The sequence below is a fragment of the Hymenobacter glaciei genome, from assembly GCF_039539585.1.
In the GTDB taxonomy this organism is placed as follows: domain Bacteria; phylum Bacteroidota; class Bacteroidia; order Cytophagales; family Hymenobacteraceae; genus Hymenobacter; species Hymenobacter glaciei.
The window spans coordinates 21,279-37,601 of the sequence record NZ_BAABDK010000013.1 but is presented as its reverse complement, the minus strand read 5'-3'; the positions used below and the strand labels follow the sequence as shown (position 1 = coordinate 37,601).

15 protein-coding genes and 1 pseudogene are annotated in these 16,323 nt (G+C 57.4%); 13 read left to right on the top strand and 3 right to left on the bottom strand.

Annotated features, from left to right (window positions below; all coding sequences use genetic code 11):
- The first annotated feature begins 3 nt into the window (after window positions 1-3).
- Window positions 4-1,668 carry an L-glutamate gamma-semialdehyde dehydrogenase gene (gene pruA / locus ABD837_RS07870; protein ID WP_345052539.1) on the top strand — a complete coding sequence of 555 codons (1,665 nt, stop codon included), beginning with the start codon at window positions 4-6 and terminating at the stop codon, window positions 1,666-1,668.
- 68 nt (window positions 1,669-1,736) lie between these two features.
- On the opposite strand, the gene ABD837_RS07865 is transcribed toward pruA, so the two are convergent.
- Both ABD837_RS07865 and ABD837_RS07860 read right to left on the bottom strand, forming a co-directional pair.
- Window positions 1,737-2,156: a response regulator gene (locus tag ABD837_RS07865; RefSeq protein ID WP_345052537.1), complete on the bottom strand. Its 420-nt coding sequence runs from the start codon at window positions 2,154-2,156 to the stop codon at window positions 1,737-1,739.
- A complete protein-coding gene (locus tag ABD837_RS07860; protein WP_345052535.1) occupies window positions 2,131-3,690 on the bottom strand; it encodes a sensor histidine kinase in 1,560 nt (519 codons plus the stop codon). Before ABD837_RS07860 ends, ABD837_RS07865 begins: the two co-directional genes overlap by 26 nt.
- 408 nt (window positions 3,691-4,098) lie before the next feature.
- On the opposite strand from ABD837_RS07860, the pseudogene ABD837_RS07855 reads away from it, so the two are divergent.
- The 12 genes and pseudogenes from ABD837_RS07855 to ABD837_RS07800 all read left to right on the top strand — a co-directional run.
- A pseudogene (locus ABD837_RS07855) lies at window positions 4,099-4,491 on the top strand (NADH-quinone oxidoreductase subunit A); the annotation flags it as partial.
- 173 nt (window positions 4,492-4,664) lie between these two features.
- On the top strand, window positions 4,665-5,222 hold the full coding sequence (locus ABD837_RS07850) for an NADH-quinone oxidoreductase subunit B (RefSeq protein ID WP_345052533.1): 558 nt from the start codon (window positions 4,665-4,667) through the stop codon (window positions 5,220-5,222).
- A 92-nt stretch (window positions 5,223-5,314) separates the two neighbouring features.
- Window positions 5,315-5,875, top strand: a complete 561-nt coding sequence (locus ABD837_RS07845) for an NADH-quinone oxidoreductase subunit C (RefSeq protein WP_345052530.1) — start codon at window positions 5,315-5,317, stop codon at window positions 5,873-5,875.
- Between the two features lie 93 nt (window positions 5,876-5,968).
- Window positions 5,969-7,156: an NADH dehydrogenase (quinone) subunit D gene (nuoD, locus tag ABD837_RS07840; protein ID WP_345052858.1), complete on the top strand. Its 1,188-nt coding sequence runs from the start codon at window positions 5,969-5,971 to the stop codon at window positions 7,154-7,156.
- A gap of 15 nt (window positions 7,157-7,171) precedes the next feature.
- On the top strand, window positions 7,172-7,747 hold the full coding sequence (locus ABD837_RS07835; protein ID WP_345052528.1) for an NADH-quinone oxidoreductase subunit NuoE family protein: 576 nt from the start codon (window positions 7,172-7,174) through the stop codon (window positions 7,745-7,747).
- A gap of 30 nt (window positions 7,748-7,777) precedes the next feature.
- A complete protein-coding gene (nuoF, locus tag ABD837_RS07830) occupies window positions 7,778-9,118 on the top strand; it encodes an NADH-quinone oxidoreductase subunit NuoF (protein ID WP_345052525.1) in 1,341 nt (446 codons plus the stop codon).
- A gap of 126 nt (window positions 9,119-9,244) precedes the next feature.
- On the top strand, window positions 9,245-10,261 hold the full coding sequence (locus tag ABD837_RS07825; RefSeq protein WP_345052523.1) for an NADH-quinone oxidoreductase subunit G: 1,017 nt from the start codon (window positions 9,245-9,247) through the stop codon (window positions 10,259-10,261).
- 144 nt (window positions 10,262-10,405) lie between these two features.
- Complete coding sequence (gene nuoH, locus ABD837_RS07820; protein WP_345052520.1) at window positions 10,406-11,485, top strand: NADH-quinone oxidoreductase subunit NuoH; 1,080 nt, start codon at window positions 10,406-10,408, stop codon at window positions 11,483-11,485.
- Between the two features lie 130 nt (window positions 11,486-11,615).
- Complete coding sequence (locus ABD837_RS07815) at window positions 11,616-12,194, top strand: NuoI/complex I 23 kDa subunit family protein (protein ID WP_345052518.1); 579 nt, start codon at window positions 11,616-11,618, stop codon at window positions 12,192-12,194.
- Window positions 12,195-12,275: 81 nt separating this feature from the next.
- On the top strand, window positions 12,276-12,785 hold the full coding sequence (locus ABD837_RS07810; RefSeq protein WP_345052515.1) for an NADH-quinone oxidoreductase subunit J family protein: 510 nt from the start codon (window positions 12,276-12,278) through the stop codon (window positions 12,783-12,785).
- A 75-nt stretch (window positions 12,786-12,860) separates the two neighbouring features.
- A complete protein-coding gene (locus ABD837_RS07805) occupies window positions 12,861-13,430 on the top strand; it encodes a YegJ family protein (protein ID WP_345052513.1) in 570 nt (189 codons plus the stop codon).
- Between the two features lie 6 nt (window positions 13,431-13,436).
- Window positions 13,437-14,270 (top strand): hypothetical protein, encoded by an 834-nt coding sequence (locus tag ABD837_RS07800; RefSeq protein ID WP_345052511.1) that lies wholly within the window; start codon window positions 13,437-13,439, stop codon window positions 14,268-14,270.
- Between the two features lie 53 nt (window positions 14,271-14,323).
- On the opposite strand, the gene aspS is transcribed toward ABD837_RS07800, so the two are convergent.
- Window positions 14,324-16,087, bottom strand: coding sequence for an aspartate--tRNA ligase (aspS, locus tag ABD837_RS07795; protein ID WP_345052508.1), 1,764 nt, complete (start codon window positions 16,085-16,087; stop codon window positions 14,324-14,326).
- Between the last annotated feature and the right edge of the window lie 236 nt (window positions 16,088-16,323).

Genomic DNA, 16,323 nt, shown 5'->3' with positions numbered 1-16,323 from the left:
CCCATGGCCAACGGCTTTTTCAACGTCCCCATCCCCATCAACGAACCCGTCAAAGGCTACGCGCCCGGCTCGAAAGAGAAGCAGGAGCTGCAGCAGGAGCTGAAACGTCTGCGCGGGCAAGAGCAGGATATTCCGATGCACATTGGCGGTCAGCACGTGCGCACCGGCAACCTCAAGCGCATCAGCCCGCCGCACGACCACCAGCGGACCCTCGGCCACTTCCACTACGGCGATGCCAGCCACGTTAACCAAGCCATCGAGGCAGCCCTGGCCGCCCGCACCGCCTGGGCCGACATGCCCTGGGAGCACCGCGCCGCCATCTTCCTGAAAGCCGCTGACCTGCTGGCCGGTCCCTACCGGGCCCGCATCAACGCGGCCACCATGCTGGGCCAGAGCAAAAACGCTTTCCAGGCCGAAATCGACGCCGCCTGCGAGCTCATCGACTTCTTCCGCTTCAACGTGCACTACATGCGTCAGGTCTACGAGCAGCAGCCCGAAAGCCTGCCCGGCATGTGGAACCGCCTGGAGCAGCGCCCCCTCGAAGGTTTCGTGTTCGCCCTCACGCCCTTCAACTTCACCTCCATCGCCGCCAACCTGCCCGCCTCGGTGGCCATGATGGGCAACGTGGTGGTGTGGAAACCCGCCGACGTGCAAGTCTACTCGGCCCAGGTGCTGATGGAGCTGTTTGAGGAAGCTGGCGTACCCGCCGGCGTCATCAACCTGATTTACGCCGACGGTCCCGTGGTGGGCGACGTCGTGTTCAAGCACCGTGACTTCGCCGGCATTCACTTCACCGGCTCCACCGGCGTGTTCCAGCACATCTGGCAGGAAATCGGCCAGAACATCAAACACTACAAGTCCTACCCGCGCATCGTGGGCGAAACCGGCGGCAAAGACTTTATCCTCGCCCACCCTTCGGCGCACGCCAAAGCAGTGGCCGTGGGCATCTCACGCGGTGCGTTCGAGTACCAGGGCCAGAAATGCTCCGCGGCCTCCCGCGTGTACCTGCCCAGCAACCTGGCCGATGAAATCCTCGGCTACGTGAAGGAAGACCTCGCCTCCTTCAAGATGGGCGACGTCGAAGACTTCGGCAACTTCATCAACGCTGTCATCAGCGAAACTTCTTTCGATAAACTGGCCAAGTACATCGACGGCGCCAAAGCCGACCCGAACGCCGAAATCATCGCCGGCGGCAACTACGATAAGTCAAAAGGCTACTTCGTCGAGCCCACCGTCATCCTCGCCAAAGACCCCAAGTACATCACGATGTGCGAGGAGCTGTTCGGCCCCGTGGTAACGGTGCACGTCTACGACGCCGACAAGTTCGAGGAAACCCTGGAGCTGGTGGACAACACCTCGCCCTACGCCCTCACCGGCGCCATCTTTGCGCAAGACCGGTACGCCATCGACCTGGCCTCGAAGAAGCTGGTGCACGCCGCTGGCAACTTCTACATCAACGACAAGCCCACGGGCGCTGTAGTCGGCCAGCAGCCTTTCGGCGGCGCCCGCGCTTCCGGCACCAACGACAAAGCCGGCTCCATCCTCAACCTGCTGCGCTGGGTATCGCCCCGCACCATCAAGGAAACCTTCGTGCCCGTCACCGACTACCGCTACCCCTTCCTGGGCTCGGAACCCGCCGAGGATTTGAACCGCGACAAAGGCCTGTAAGCAAAACGAAACGGCCCGCATCACTCGATGCGGGCCGTTTCGTTTTGCTTACAGGCCTCAATAGCTAATCAGCAGTCACAAGGCTCATCACCGGCCGGCATACCACCAAAGCGTGACTGTATGGCCCGAATTTCTTCGCCATCCAGCGGCTTATGAATCAGGCCGGCCACCAGCTCGTACTGCTTGGATTTTTCCAAATCCTTAAGGGCCAACGAAGAAGTGAGGATGTAGATGTGACAATTACCCCGCAACGCTTCCTCGTAGGGGGTCAGGGCATCCAGGAATTGCCATCCATTCATCAGCGGCATATTCAGGTCCAGAAACACAATCTGGGGCACCCGCTGCTTTTTACCTAACAACTTGTCTAACGCCTCCTGAGCCGACCGAAACGTGCAGATGCAATTGGAAAACCCTTCGGCCCGCAATAACTGCTCGGTAAGGTATACGGCAAGGCTGTCGTCATCAATGAGGTAGGTTTTCATCAGCATGGGGCCGAAAATAGAGGGTGAATTCAGTTCCTTCATCCAGGCGGCTGGCCACCTCAATCTGCCCGCCCATGGCTTCTACATGGGCCCGCACCAAATACAGGCCGATGCCCCGCCCCGCCTGCCCCGCATGAAAGCGCCGGTAGAGTTGAAACACGTTGTTGCCCGCCTGCTGTCGGTCGAATCCGGCGCCATTGTCGCGCACGGTAACGGTAAGCCCGGCAGCCGGCATCGTGTTGGCGGTAATGTCAATGCGCAGGGGCCGGGCATCGGCCCGGTACTTGATGGCATTGGAAATCAGGTTATGAAAGATGCTGTGGAAATAGGCCCGGCTGCCCGCTACCCGCAGCTCAGCCGGAATATGCAGGTGCAATTGGCCACCCGCCGCTTGCAGCGCTTCCTGCAAGCCCAGCAGCGCCTGCTGGCACACGGCGGCCAGCGGCACCGGTTCGGGCCGGTAGCCAGCCTGCTCGTCGCGCACCGATAAAATATCGTTCACATCCGCCAGCACTTCGTCAAGCAGCTGAAGGCTGGTGCGCAGGTTTTGCAACGACGTATCGAATACGGCCGACTGCTTATCAACCCGCGCCAGCAGGTCGCTAAAGCCCAACGCATTGGCCAGCGGAGCCCGAAGGTTGTGCGAAACGATGTAGGTGAACTGCTGTAAATCGGCGTTCTGGCCAATTAATTTCTCGGCCAGCAGTTGCTGCTGTCGTTCCGCCTGCTTGCGCGGCGTAATGTCCTGCATGGCCCCAATCATGCGCACCGCTTGGCCGTTTGCATCGCGCAGCAGGTAACCCCGGTCAAATACCTCGGCCCAGCTGTTATCAGCCCGCCGAAACCGGTACTCCTCCTGCCAGAATAAATCGGTTGTTTCCAAAGCCACCCGCCGGATACCATCTACCACCCGGGTGCTGTCGTCCGGGTGCACGCAATCGGACCATCCGCCAAAAGGAGCCGAGTTTTGCGCCAGCTTATACCCGAACAATTCCTCAAATCCTTCGCCCCAATACAGCGTATCGTCGGCCACGTTCCAGTCGTAAATGGCATCGCTGGTTGCTTTCAGGGCATAAGCAAACCGCTCGTTGCTGACGCGTAAGGCCTTTTCAACCTGTTTTTCCTTGGTCAGGTCGTACACCACGCCTATCAGCTGGCAGCAGCGTCCGTGCTCATCGGCCACCGGGGTCATGCTTACTTTGCCCACCACCTGGCCCGTGGGATAATCCAACGTTTCTTCCCAAACCACGCGCTCCATGCGGGCAATGGCTTCGCGGTGTTTGGTAAGTACCAGGCTCAGCGAGGGTTCCGGAATGATGTCCTGCACATAGCGGCCTATCACCTGCTCAACCGGTAAACCGGCAATTTTCTCGAATGCCTTGTTAGCAAAGATGAACCGATATTGGTCCTCATCCTCCACGTCCAACACGAACGTGACATCGGCAATGGCATCAAAAAGCACCGACAGCTGCTGCTCTCGTTCTACCAAGGCAGCATTGGTCGCCGCGAGGCTACCCAAAGAATCAGCAGAATCAGGCATCAGGAGAAAAGGGTAATACTCAGCTTGCCCTAAAGAAAGCGTATTCCATCGACATAAAAGTCATTTGAGCGGTTTCGTGGCCAGTGTACAGGCGGACCGATGTAGGGGCGGGGTCGTACCCGGTAGGGCTTGTCCCCGCCCGTCGTTGAACGGAATCGGTCAATGGGCGTCAACGTCCGGTCGGGGGCAAGCCCTACCGGGTACGACCCCGCCCCTACATCCACTGATTCCGAAACGGCTTTGATGCCCACCATACTTCCGCCTACCGCTGCATTTGCAGCACCCTATTACCAGCCCAAAATACCACCCCCCAAGGCGCTTGCCGTTTCAACATTGCGCCCCAACCCCGTGGGCGCTACCTTTGCCCTTCAGCGCCCGTGAGGCCTGTATGCTATATAATTGACCTCTATGTACCTAGCCCTGCCGGCTGCCAATTATCAGCCCTCCGATTATCTTCCCATCGTCATTCAGTTCGGTCTGGCCCTGGCTTTTGTAGCCTTCGCCATGATTGTTTCGCACTTGGTGGGGCCCAAGCGCCACAGCACTGTGAAGGACGCTTCCTTCGAGTGCGGCATCGAGTCCGTCGGCAACGCCCGCACGCCCATTTCGGTGAAATACTTCCTCACCGCCATTGTCTTCGTGCTGTTCGACGTCGAGGTCATCTTCATGTACCCCTGGGCCGTGAACTTCCGGGAGTTGAATAAGGATGGCAGCTACTACGGCTTCATCGAGATGATAATCTTCATGGCACTGCTGCTGGCTGGCTTCTTCTACATTATTAAAAAGGGCATTCTGCGCTGGAATGAAGCGCCGGCCGGGCAAACTTTCACCAACGCGCCGGTGTTAGAAAACCGGCCCGCCCCGGTGGCGAAAGCCGCCTAATTTTTAGTGATTAGTGGTTAACGGTTAGTGATTAACTATATCCTTGACCAATCATTAACTACTAAGCATTAACCGTTAACTACTGATTCGACATGGCTGATAATCGAGTTCCTGAAATAAAAACCGTTGATGCTCCCGAGGGCGTTGAGGGTGCTGGCTTCTTTGCTACCTCGCTGGAGAAAGTAGTGGGCATGGCCCGCGCCAATTCGCTCTGGCCCTTGCCTTTCGCTACGTCCTGCTGCGGCATCGAGTTCATGGCTACCATGGGCTCGCACTACGATATTTCCCGCTTCGGCTCCGAGCGCCCCAGCTTCTCGCCCCGCCAGGCCGATTTGCTGATGGTGATGGGCACCATCGCCAAGAAAATGGCCCCCATCGTGAAGCAGGTGTACGAGCAGATGGCTGAGCCCCGCTGGGTGCTGGCCATGGGCGCCTGCGCCTGCTCGGGCGGCATTTTCGACTCCTACTCGGTACTGCAAGGCATCGACCGCATTATTCCGGTCGACGTGTACGTGCCCGGCTGCCCGCCCCGCCCCGAGCAGGTAATCGACGGGCTGATGCGCGTGCAGGACCTGGCCCGCAACGAATCTATGCGTCGCCGCAATGCGCCCGAATACCAGGCCCTGCTGGCATCTTACAACATCAAGTAATTTAGTTGTTGGTTGCCAGTTGCCAGTTGTTAGCGCATTAAACACAAATCAACAACTGACAACTGGCAACCAACAACTACCAACAACCCCGAATGACTCCTCAAGATGCTGCTGCCGCGCCCGAAGCGCCCGTTGCCGAAGACCCGATAAAGGCCCAGAATGCGCAGGTGCTGGCGTTGCTTACCCGCCTGTTTGGCGAGGGCACCTTCACCGATGTGCACGAACCCTACGGCCTGCTCACGGCAACTACCACGCGAGAGAAAATTCACGAAATCATCGCTGGCCTGCAACAGGACCAGGAATTGAAATTCCACTTCCTGACCACGATGTGCGGCATCAACTATCCCGAGAACCCGGGCCAGGAGTTGGGCATGATTTACCACCTGCACAGCATGACGAAGAATATCCGGCTGCGCCTGAAAATCTTCTTCCCTATCGCCGACCCGGTAGTGCCCACCCTCACCGACTTGTACAACGCCGCCAACTGGATGGAGCGCGAGGCCTACGATTTCTTCGGCGTCGTCTTCACTGGCCATCCCAATCTCATCCGCATCCTCAACGTGGAGGACATGGATTACTTCCCAATGCGGCGCGAGTACCCGGTAGAAGACGGAACCCGCGAAGACAAAACTGACCTGTTTTTTGGCCGCTAGGCCCTTGATTATTACATCATGGCAGTAAACGACACGCTGGAAGGCACCCACAAGATTCAGGAAGAGGCCGCTGCCCAGCGCCCCGGCCAGTTGATGCCCATTCTCAACGACTTCAGCCAAGAGCTGACGACGCTGAACCTGGGCCCGACGCACCCCGCTACGCACGGCATTTTCCAGAACATCCTGCAAATGGATGGCGAGCGCATTGTATCCGGCGTGCCCACTATCGGCTACATCCACCGCGCGTTTGAGAAGCTGGCCGAGCGCAAGCCGTTCTACCAGATTACCACCCTCACCGACCGGATGAACTACTGTTCGTCGCCCATTAACAACCTGGGCTGGCACATGACGGTAGAGAAACTGCTCGGCGTGACCGTACCGAAGCGCGCGCAATACATCCGGGTGATAATGATGGAATTGGCCCGTATCGCCGACCACCTCATCTGCAACTCGATTCTGGGCGTGGACACCGGCGCCTTCACGGGCTTCCTTTACGTGTTTCAGGAGCGCGAGAAGATTTACGAAATCTACGAAGAGGTGTGCGGTGCCCGCCTCACCACCAATATGGGCCGCGTGGGCGGCATGGAGCGCGACCTGAGTCCGGTTGCGCTCGACAAGCTCCGCGCTTGGCTGAAAAGCTTCCCGGTCGTGATGAAGGAGTTCGAAAGCATGTTCAACCGCAACCGCATTTTCATGGACCGCGTGGTAAACGTGGGCCCGATTTCGGCGGAAAAGGCCCTGAGCTACGGCTTCACCGGTCCTAACCTGCGGGCCGCCGGCGTCGACTACGACGTGCGGGTGATGAACCCGTATTCGAGCTACGAAGACTTCGAGTTTGATATTCCGGTGGGCACCAATGGCGACACCTATGACCGGTTCATTGTGCGCAACGAGGAAATCTGGCAGAGCCTGCGCATCATTAACCAAGCTGTTGACAACCTGCCCGAAGGCCCCTACCACGCCGATGCGCCGCACTACTACCTGCCCACTAAGCCGGAAGTGTATAAGAACATGGAGGCCCTGATTTACCACTTCAAAATCGTGATGGGCGAGATTGATGCCCCCGTTGGCGAGGTATATCACGCCGTGGAAGGCGGCAACGGCGAGTTGGGTTTCTACCTGATTTCGGACGGTGGCCGCACGCCCTACCGCCTGCACTTCCGCCGGCCCTGCTTCATTTATTACCAGGCTTACCCCGAAATGGCCGTGGGCACGACGCTGTCGGACGCCATTGTCATTCTTTCATCCATGAACGTCATCGCTGGCGAACTGGACGCTTAGTTTTTGTTACTGAATATGGAGCCGACCACCGCGCCCACCAAACCGCAATTTTCTCCCGCCGCCCAGGCGGAAATCAAGCGCCTGCTCACGCACTATCCGGACGACCGGAGCAAGTCGGCCCTGCTGCCGATTCTGCACATTGCGCAAGCCGAGTTCGGCGGTTGGGTGAGCCCCGAAGTGCAGGACCTGGTGGCTGAAACCCTGAAAATAAAGCCGATTGAGGTGTACGAGGTGTCGTCATTCTACACCATGTTCAACCTCAAGCCGGTAGGCAAACACGTGCTGGAAATTTGCCGCACGGGTCCTTGCATGCTGCGCGGCTCCGACGAGATGACGGCCAATCTGGAGCGCATCACCGGCGCCAAAGTGGGCGGCACTTCGCCCGACGGTAATTTCACGCTGAAAGAAGTGGAGTGTCTGGCTGCCTGTGGGTTTGCCCCCGTGGTGCAGGTGCGCGAGAAATACTACGAGCAGCTCGACACGCCGGAAGCAGTGGATGCCATGCTTAACGATTTGCGGGGCCAGCTTCATCGTCCCATCCTGTCGTGGGAGGAAAACAGCAACCTGCCCAACTCCCTGAAAAACAACTAACAGCTGGCCATCAGCACAACGCTTACCATTATGGGCCGCAAGCTATTAACTGAACATATCAACGTTGAGGGCATCAATACCTTCGACGTATACCGCAAGCACGGCGGATACCGCTCCGTGGAGAAGGCGCTCAAAACCATGACGCCCGATGAGGTAACGGAAGAAGTAAAGAAGTCGGGCCTACGCGGACGCGGTGGCGCGGGCTTTCCTGCTGGCATGAAATGGGGCTTTCTGGCCAAGCCGGAGGGCGTGCCGCGCTACCTCGTCTGCAACGCCGACGAATCGGAGCCCGGCACATTCAAGGACCGTCAGCTGATGACGAAACTGCCCCACCTGCTCATCGAGGGCATGATTACGGGCAGCTACGCCCTGGGCGCGCGCACCAGCTACATCTACATCCGCGGCGAGTTGTTGTACGTGCTGCGCATTCTCGAAAAGGCTATTGCCGAAGCCTATGCGGCTGGTTTCCTGGGCGAGAATATTCTCGGCTCGGGCTACTCGCTCGATTTGCACGTGCATCCCGGTGGCGGGGCCTACATCTGCGGCGAGGAAACCGCGCTGTTGGAATCGCTGGAAGGCAAGCGCGGCAACCCGCGCAACAAGCCGCCATTCCCGGCCGTGCAGGGTCTCTACGCCCGCCCCACGGTAGTAAACAACGTGGAAACCATCGCGGCAGTGCCGATTATCGTGAACGAGGGCGGCGATGAGTACGCCAAAATCGGTGTAGGAAAAAGCACGGGCACTAAACTCATTTCCGCTTGCGGCCACTTAAATAAGCCCGGCATTTACGAAATCGAGCTGGGGTTGCCAGTGGAGGAATTCATTTACTCCGATGAGTACTGCGGTGGCATCTGGAAAGGCCGCGACCTGAAAGCAGTAGTAGCTGGAGGTTCATCGGTTCCTATTCTGCCCAAGGAACTCATCCTGAAAACCGCAGCCGGCGAAAACCGCCTGATGACTTATGAGTCGTTGAGCGACGGCGGCTTCGTGACGGGCACCATGCTGGGTTCGGGCGGCTTCATTGCGATGGACGAAACGACGTGCATCGTGAAGAACACCTGGAACTTCTCGCGCTTCTACCACCACGAATCGTGCGGGCAGTGCTCGCCCTGCCGCGAGGGTACCGGCTGGATGGAAAAGGTGCTGCACCGCCTCGAACACGGCCACGGCTCGATGCACGACATCGACCTGCTGGTGAGTGTGGCCAAGCAGATTGAAGGCAACACCATCTGCCCGCTGGGCGAAGCGGCCGCGTGGCCGGTAGCGGCTGCCGTGCGACACTTCCGCCACGAGTTCGAGTGGCACGTGACCAGCCCCAAAGAAGCTACGGTTCCCGGCGCGGCATATCGCGGCGCGGCCGTGCTGGCTTAATTTTAACTTCTGTCATGCTGACGAAGGAAGCAACTTATCACGGCTGCCTTCATCAGAACCAATTATTACCCGAGTACTGCGAACGTGATAAGATGCTTCGCAAGCTCAGCATGACAAAACTATCTAATGGCTAAAATAACGTTCGACGGCATTGAGGTGGAGGTTCCGGATGGAACCACCATCATGAACGCGGCCCGCCAGCTTGGCGGCGGCATCGTGCCGCCCGCCATGTGCTATTACACCCCGCTGAAGGGCTCGGGTGGCAAGTGCCGAGCCTGCCTGGTGAAGGTTTCGGCCGGCTCGGCCAAAGACCCGCGCCCCATGCCCAAGCTGGTAGCCTCGTGCATCACGACGGTGCAGGATGGCATGGTGGTCGAAAACACCATCAACCAGCAGGTGATGGACGTGCGCAAGGGCATCGTGGAGATGCTGCTCATCAACCACCCGCTCGACTGCCCGGTGTGCGACCAGGCCGGGGAGTGCAGCTTGCAGGATTTCGCCTTCGAGCACGGCCTGAGCACCACCCGCTACGAGGAAGAGCGCCGCACCTTCGAGAAAATCGATATCGGCCCGCTCATCCAGCTGCACATGACGCGTTGCATCCTGTGCTACCGCTGCGTGTACACCGCCGACCAGCTCACCCCCGAGCGCGTGCACGGCGTGCTGGGCCGCGGCGATGCCTCGGAAATTGGCACCTACATCGAAAACATCATCGACAACGAGTTCAGCGGCAACGTTATCGACGTGTGCCCAGTGGGCGCGCTCACCGACAAAACCTTCCGCTTCAAGCAGCGTGTGTGGTTCACGAAGCCCGTGAATGCCCACCGCGACTGCGAAACTGACAAGTGCAACGGTCACGTAACCCTCTGGTACAAAGGCAAAGACGTACTCCGCGTAACCGCCCGCAAGGACGAGTACGGCGAAGTGAAGGAGTGGATTTGCAACACCTGCCGCTTCGACAAAAAGGAAACTTCGGACTGGGTATTGGATGGTCCTGCACACATCAATCGCGCTTCGGTTATCGCGCAAAACCACTACGAATTGCCGGTGGTAAACCCGCAGGTAATTCAGGATTTGCCCGAAAGCACTACCCGCGAGTTGGAGCGCAACCCACCGCTGCGGTTGGGTGGCTTGAATAATTAAGTAGTAGAACGATAATAAACAGAACGTCATGCTGAGCGCAGCCGAAGCATCTCGCGTGCAGCAGTAATCCAATCGACTTAACGATGCGAGCGAGATGCTTCGGCTGCGCTCAGCATGACGTTCTAACGAAATAGAAACTCTTATATGACTCTCCCCGCTCTGGGCTGGCAAGGCCTCGTCGTTCTGGCAACTTTCGGCATTTCGCTCCTGATTGCCACGTATTGCACCTACGCGGAGCGCGTAATTGCTGCCTTCTTGCAAGACCGGGTTGGCCCGGACCGCGCTGGTCCGTTCGGCCTGCTCCAGCCGCTGGCTGATGCCGTGAAGCTCTTCACCAAAGAGGAATTTTTCCCGGCGGGTGCCAACCGTGCGCTGTTCGTGTTCGGCCCCTGCCTGGCTATGATTACGGCCCTGATGTCGTCGGCGGTGATTCCGTTCGGCAACTTTCTGCAGTTCGGCGACACCATTATTCACCTGCAAGGCATCGAAATCAACGTGGGCATGCTCTACGTGTTCGGCATCGTGTCGCTGGGCGTGTACGGCATTATGATTGGCGGCTGGGCTTCGAACAACAAGTTTTCGCTGCTGGGCGCCATCCGGGCAGCTTCGCAGAACATCAGCTACGAGCTGGCAATGGGCTTGGCCCTGATTGCGGTGCTGATGATGTCGGGCACGCTGTCGTTGCGCGAAATCACGTTGCAGCAGTCGGTAGCGGGCGAGTGGCACTTCTGGAACATTGCCAAGCAGCCGCTGGGCTTTCTAATCTTTATCGTCTGCGCTTTCGCCGAAACCAATCGCACGCCCTTCGACTTGCCCGAGTGCGAAACCGAGCTGATTGGTGGTTACCACACTGAGTATAGCTCCATGAAAATGGGCCTGTACCTATTCGCCGAATACATCAACGTGTTCGTGGCTTCGGCCGTGATGAGCGTACTGTACTTCGGTGGTTTCAACTTCCCCTTTCAGTACGAAATGCGCGACTGGCTGGTATCGAGCCGTGGCCTAGAGCTGGTAACGGCCCAGAACATCATCACCATCCTCGGGCTGGTGGGCCTGTTCGGCAAAATCTTCGCATTTATCTTTTTCTTCATGTGGGTGCGCTGGACGCTCCCACGCTTCCGCTACGACCAGCTGATGCGCCTGGGCTGGACCATTCTCATCCCCTTGGCCATCTTCAACATCCTGCTCACGGGCGGCCTGATTACGTTCGGCATCATTAAATAACTCGTTTGTCACGCCCATCTGGCGTCCCGAAGGAAGCATCTTATCACCGCTGCTTTCGTCAGAATTCGTTACTCAGCAGCTTTGCGAACCTGATAAGATGCTTCGCAGGCCCAGCATGACAGAAACCATTATGGAATCCTTAAGCAAACGCGCTAAAGTTCTCGAGAAGAAGCCCATGACTTTGGCTGAGCGGGCGTACCTGCCAGCTATATTCCAGGGCTTGTCGATTACGATGCAGCACTTTTTCCGGGCTGCTACCAAGAAGCAGGTCACCATTCGCTACCCCGAAGAGACGCGTCCCTTCTCTCCCGTGTTCCGCGGCCTGCACGTTCTGAAGCGCGACGAAGCCGGCCGCGAGCGTTGCACGGCTTGTGGCCTGTGTGCCGTGGCCTGCCCCGCCGAAGCCATTACAATGGTAGCCGGCGAGCGCAAAAAGGGCGAGGAGAACCTTTACCGCGAGGAGAAGTACGCGGTGAGCTACGAAATCAACATGCTGCGCTGCATCTTCTGCGGCCTGTGCGAAGAAGCCTGCCCGAAAGCCGCCGTGTACCTGCAAGCCGACAAAATGGCCCCACCACGCTTCGAGCGCGATGAGTTCATCTACGGTAAGGACCGGCTAGTAGAGCCTGTAACGCCGGATAACCGCTCGAAGCGCGGCATCCAGCTCACGCCTGAGCAGGCCGACAAGCTGCGCACGCAGCTGACGTAACCACGACGTAGCGCGGAATTCTTGTCCGCGACTCACCCATTGACTTCACCCCCAACGCGGACTAAAAGTCCGCGCTACTGTATGTCTCCTCTCTTCCTGTTTCTCTCGTTCGTGGCCCTGCTGAGTGCATTGGGCGTGGTACTGGCCAAAAATCCGGTACACAGCGTCCTGTTTCTCATCCTCACGTTCTTCACGCTTTCGGGCCACTACCTGCTGCTGAACGCGCAGTTTCTGGCGGCGGTGAACATTATCGTGTACGCCGGTGCCATCATGGTGCTGTTCCTGTTCGTGATTATGTTCCTGAACCTGAACGAGGAAACCGAGCCGCATAAGCCGGCGTTGGCTAAGTTTGCTGCCGCTATCGCCGGCGGCTCGCTGCTGCTGATTCTGGTAGCTGCCTTGCGCAACGTGAACCCTGCCGGCTACGACCCGACCAATTTCGATTCGCAGATTGGCATGGTCGACCGGCTAGGGATGGTGCTGTTCAAAGAATATGCGCTTCCATTCGAGCTGGCGTCCATCCTGTTGCTGGCCGCTATGGTGGGCTCGGTGATGCTGGGCAAGCGCGAAACGGGCGAGCGAAATTTCTGAACTAACCTATTGCCAATAAAAATAGCCAGTCCTATTCGGTCTGGCTATTTTTGTACCTACATAACCCCTAATTGAATGCGTCTTACGCTCTTCATTCTACTCATAATTATCCTCTCCTTTTCTGCTTGCACTTCTGAGGATACTTCAGCATCGAAAGGCATCTATGATGTAGAAGCTGGTGACCCCGAAATGCTGGCGACAATGAGAAAAGCACGGGCTACCCTGCCACACTTTCTAGCCGCAGTTCAGCAGCACGATAGTGCCTCTTCCAACTTTGCAGTGAAGCTCCCCTATGCAGATGGAGATGAAATGGAATACATCTGGCTTGGTAAGCCTGCCTTTGAAAGCGGTAAGTGGTATGGAACGGTAGACAATACACCTGAATATACCCATGAGGTAAAAGAAGGTGAAAGAGTCGCATTTGATACGGCTAAAGTTGCTGATTGGAACTACACCAAAAGTGGCGAATTGATAGGTGGTTATAGCATACGGCTACTGCGAAATCGAATGAAGCCAGAAGAGCGGGCAAAGTTTGATAAAAGCATCAGTTGGATTATTAAACAGAAAGCGGCGACTGAATCCTCAGTCGCCGCTTTCTGTTTCTCAGGTTCCTTATTATTGCGGTGGGATGCAAACAGCAAATAGAAACCGATGGCAACGGACGGAGTAAAAATTATTGACGGCGATTTAGCGCATGATGTATACGGTACATTCATAGGCCTCTATGATGCGGGGGAATCAATAGAAACCATTAAGAAAGTCATTGAGCAGTTTCAGGCCGACAATGATGACGTTGATAATGAAATATTCATCACAGCTTATGCGCTTGCGCTTTGGGAAGTTGGCCAACTGGATAAAGAAACACTCTCCCAAGTAGCGCTCGCTATCAAGCAAAACGCCTTTGCCAACTACTTAACGCAGTCAGAAGATGCTCCAAGTGAAGGCCGCAAAAGGCAGCATGTTTTAAACCGGTTCTGGAATAAAATCACGCAACCTAACCTCCGGCCCAGGAAAAGAAAAACGTACAAGGCTCAAACTATATTCGTTTTCGCTGAGGGCGACGTTCTCTCTTTTCAAATGCCTGATGGCACGTATAGAGCAACTATTCTGCTTCTGGTTTCACAGCATCGCGGCCGCTTCAACTACATGTTTGCTATGCCTACTTACATCGGCCCAGCAAAAGCGACCCTTGATGACGTGCAACATGGGGAAATAATTGGAAGGACTATCGAGCCAATTGGTCGCATCGGGTTCGATGTTATCGGCATAGCTCATAAAGACTTGCTTGCTATTACCGCTATGTTTGAGCGGATTGGCTGTCTTGAAATAAAGCAAGCAGCGAAATGCTGCGGCGCGCAAGCCGGAGCCGTTGAGTTCGAAAGTTTCGCTTCTGCTTTTGCTAATTTCAACAACATTACTGGGGTCAAAAAGACTTCAAAAACTCATCCCAAGCAGGTATTCTTCGTTCAGCAATTGCTCCAATAAAAAAGCTGCGACTGAATTTCAGTCGCAGCTTCCCTTTCCAAAGCTTCAAAAACCTACTTCGCTACCACGGCCGTCTGAATGCTCAGCTCCTTGAGCTGCACCTCTGAGATGGGCGAGGGCGAGTCAATCATCACATCACGTCCCGAGTTGTTCTTCGGGAAGGCGATGAAGTCGCGGATGGAGTCCGAGCCGCCGAAGAGGCTGCACAGACGGTCGAAGCCGAAGGCGAGGCCGCCGTGGGGTGGCGCGCCGTACTCGAAGGCGTCGAGCAGAAAGCCGAACTGGGCCTGGGCTTCTTCGGGGGTGAAGCCGAGCAGCGAGAACATGCGAGCCTGCACAGCGCGGTCGTGGATGCGGATGGAGCCGCCCCCAATTTCGACGCCGTTTATCACGAGGTCGTAGGCGTTGGCGCGGGTCTGGCCAATGGTGGCGGGGTTATCGAGCAGGGCCAAATCCTCCGGCTTGGGCGAGGTGAAGGGGTGGTGCATGGCGAAGTGCCGGTTTTCCTCTTCGCTAAATTCGAGTAACGGGAAGTCAATCACCCACAGCGGCGAGAACGAGTTGGGGTCGCGCAGGCCCAAGCGGCGGCCCATTTCGAGGCGCAGCTCGCTCATGGCCTTGCGGGTTTTGGCTTCGGGGCCGGCCAGGAGCAGGATGAGGTCGCCAGGATTGGCGTTGAAAGCGGCCTTCCACTTCTGCAACTCCTCCTGCGAATAGAACTTATCGACCGAGGATTTCACCTGGCCGTCGGCCTCCACGCGAGCATAGACGATGCCGGTAGCGCCGATTTGCGGCCGCTTCACCCACTCAGTCAGCTCATCAATCTGCTTGCGGGTGTAGGCGGCGCAGGTGGCCGCGTTGATGCCCAGCACCAGTTCGGCACTCTCGAAGACAGGGAAGCTCTGGCCCTTCACCGTTTCGGTGAGGTCGGCGAACTTCATTTCGAAGCGGGTGTCGGGCTTGTCGTTGCCGTAGTCGCGCATGGCGTCGGCGTAGGTCATGCGGGGCACGGTGGGGAAATCGAGGCTTTTGATTTCCTTGAACAGGTAGCGCACCAGGCCTTCGAACATGTCGAGGATGTCTTCCTGGGTCACGAAGGCCATTTCGCAGTCTATCTGCGTGAATTCGGGCTGGCGGTCGGCGCGCAGGTCTTCGTCGCGGAAGCACTTCACAATCTGGAAGTAGCGGTCGAACCCCGACACCATGAGCAGCTGCTTGAACGTTTGGGGCGACTGCGGCAGGGCGTAGAACTCGCCGGGGTTCATGCGCGAGGGCACCACAAAGTCGCGGGCGCCTTCGGGCGTGGACTTGATGAGCACGGGCGTTTCGACTTCAATGAAGTCCTGGCCGTCGAGGTAGCGGCGCACGGCCTGGGCCATTTTGTGGCGCAGCATCAGGTTGTTGCGCACGGGCGTGCGGCGCAGGTCGAGGTAGCGGTACTTCATCCGCAGGTCGTCGCCACCGTCGGTGTCGTCTTCAATGAGGAAGGGCGGCAGCTTGGCGGGGTTCAGCACCTCCACTTTCTCGGGGCGAATTTCAATGCCGCCGGTCGGGATTTTGTCGTTTTTGGAGTAGCGCTCGGCTACTTTGCCAGTCACCTGGAGCACGAATTCGCGGCCGAGGTGGCGCGCGGTTTCGCGCACGGCGTCGGCCTCCACGCCTTCTTCGAGGGTGATTTGGGTGAGGCCGTACCGGTCGCGCAGGTCAATCCAGAGAATGGCGCCCTTGTCGCGAGTGCGCTGCACCCAGCCGCAAAGCGTGACGGTTTGACCAATGTGTTCGGGGCGGAGTTCACCGCAGGTGTGGGTACGTAGCATGGCAATAGGGTTTCGGGCAAAGTTAGGCCTTGCGGACGGGGCCTGCCACCGTAGCGCAAACTTTCTACTCGCGTACCCGAACGGCTTCCGACAGCTCAAAAACTTGAACTAAAAGTTCGCGCTACGGCCCAACGGAGCCTTCGACAAATCTGTAGCTGCCCGTAGCACGTGCTACGGGCCACTTGAGAAAAGTATAGGTGCCCGTAGCACGTGCTACGGACCACTTAAGAAAAGTA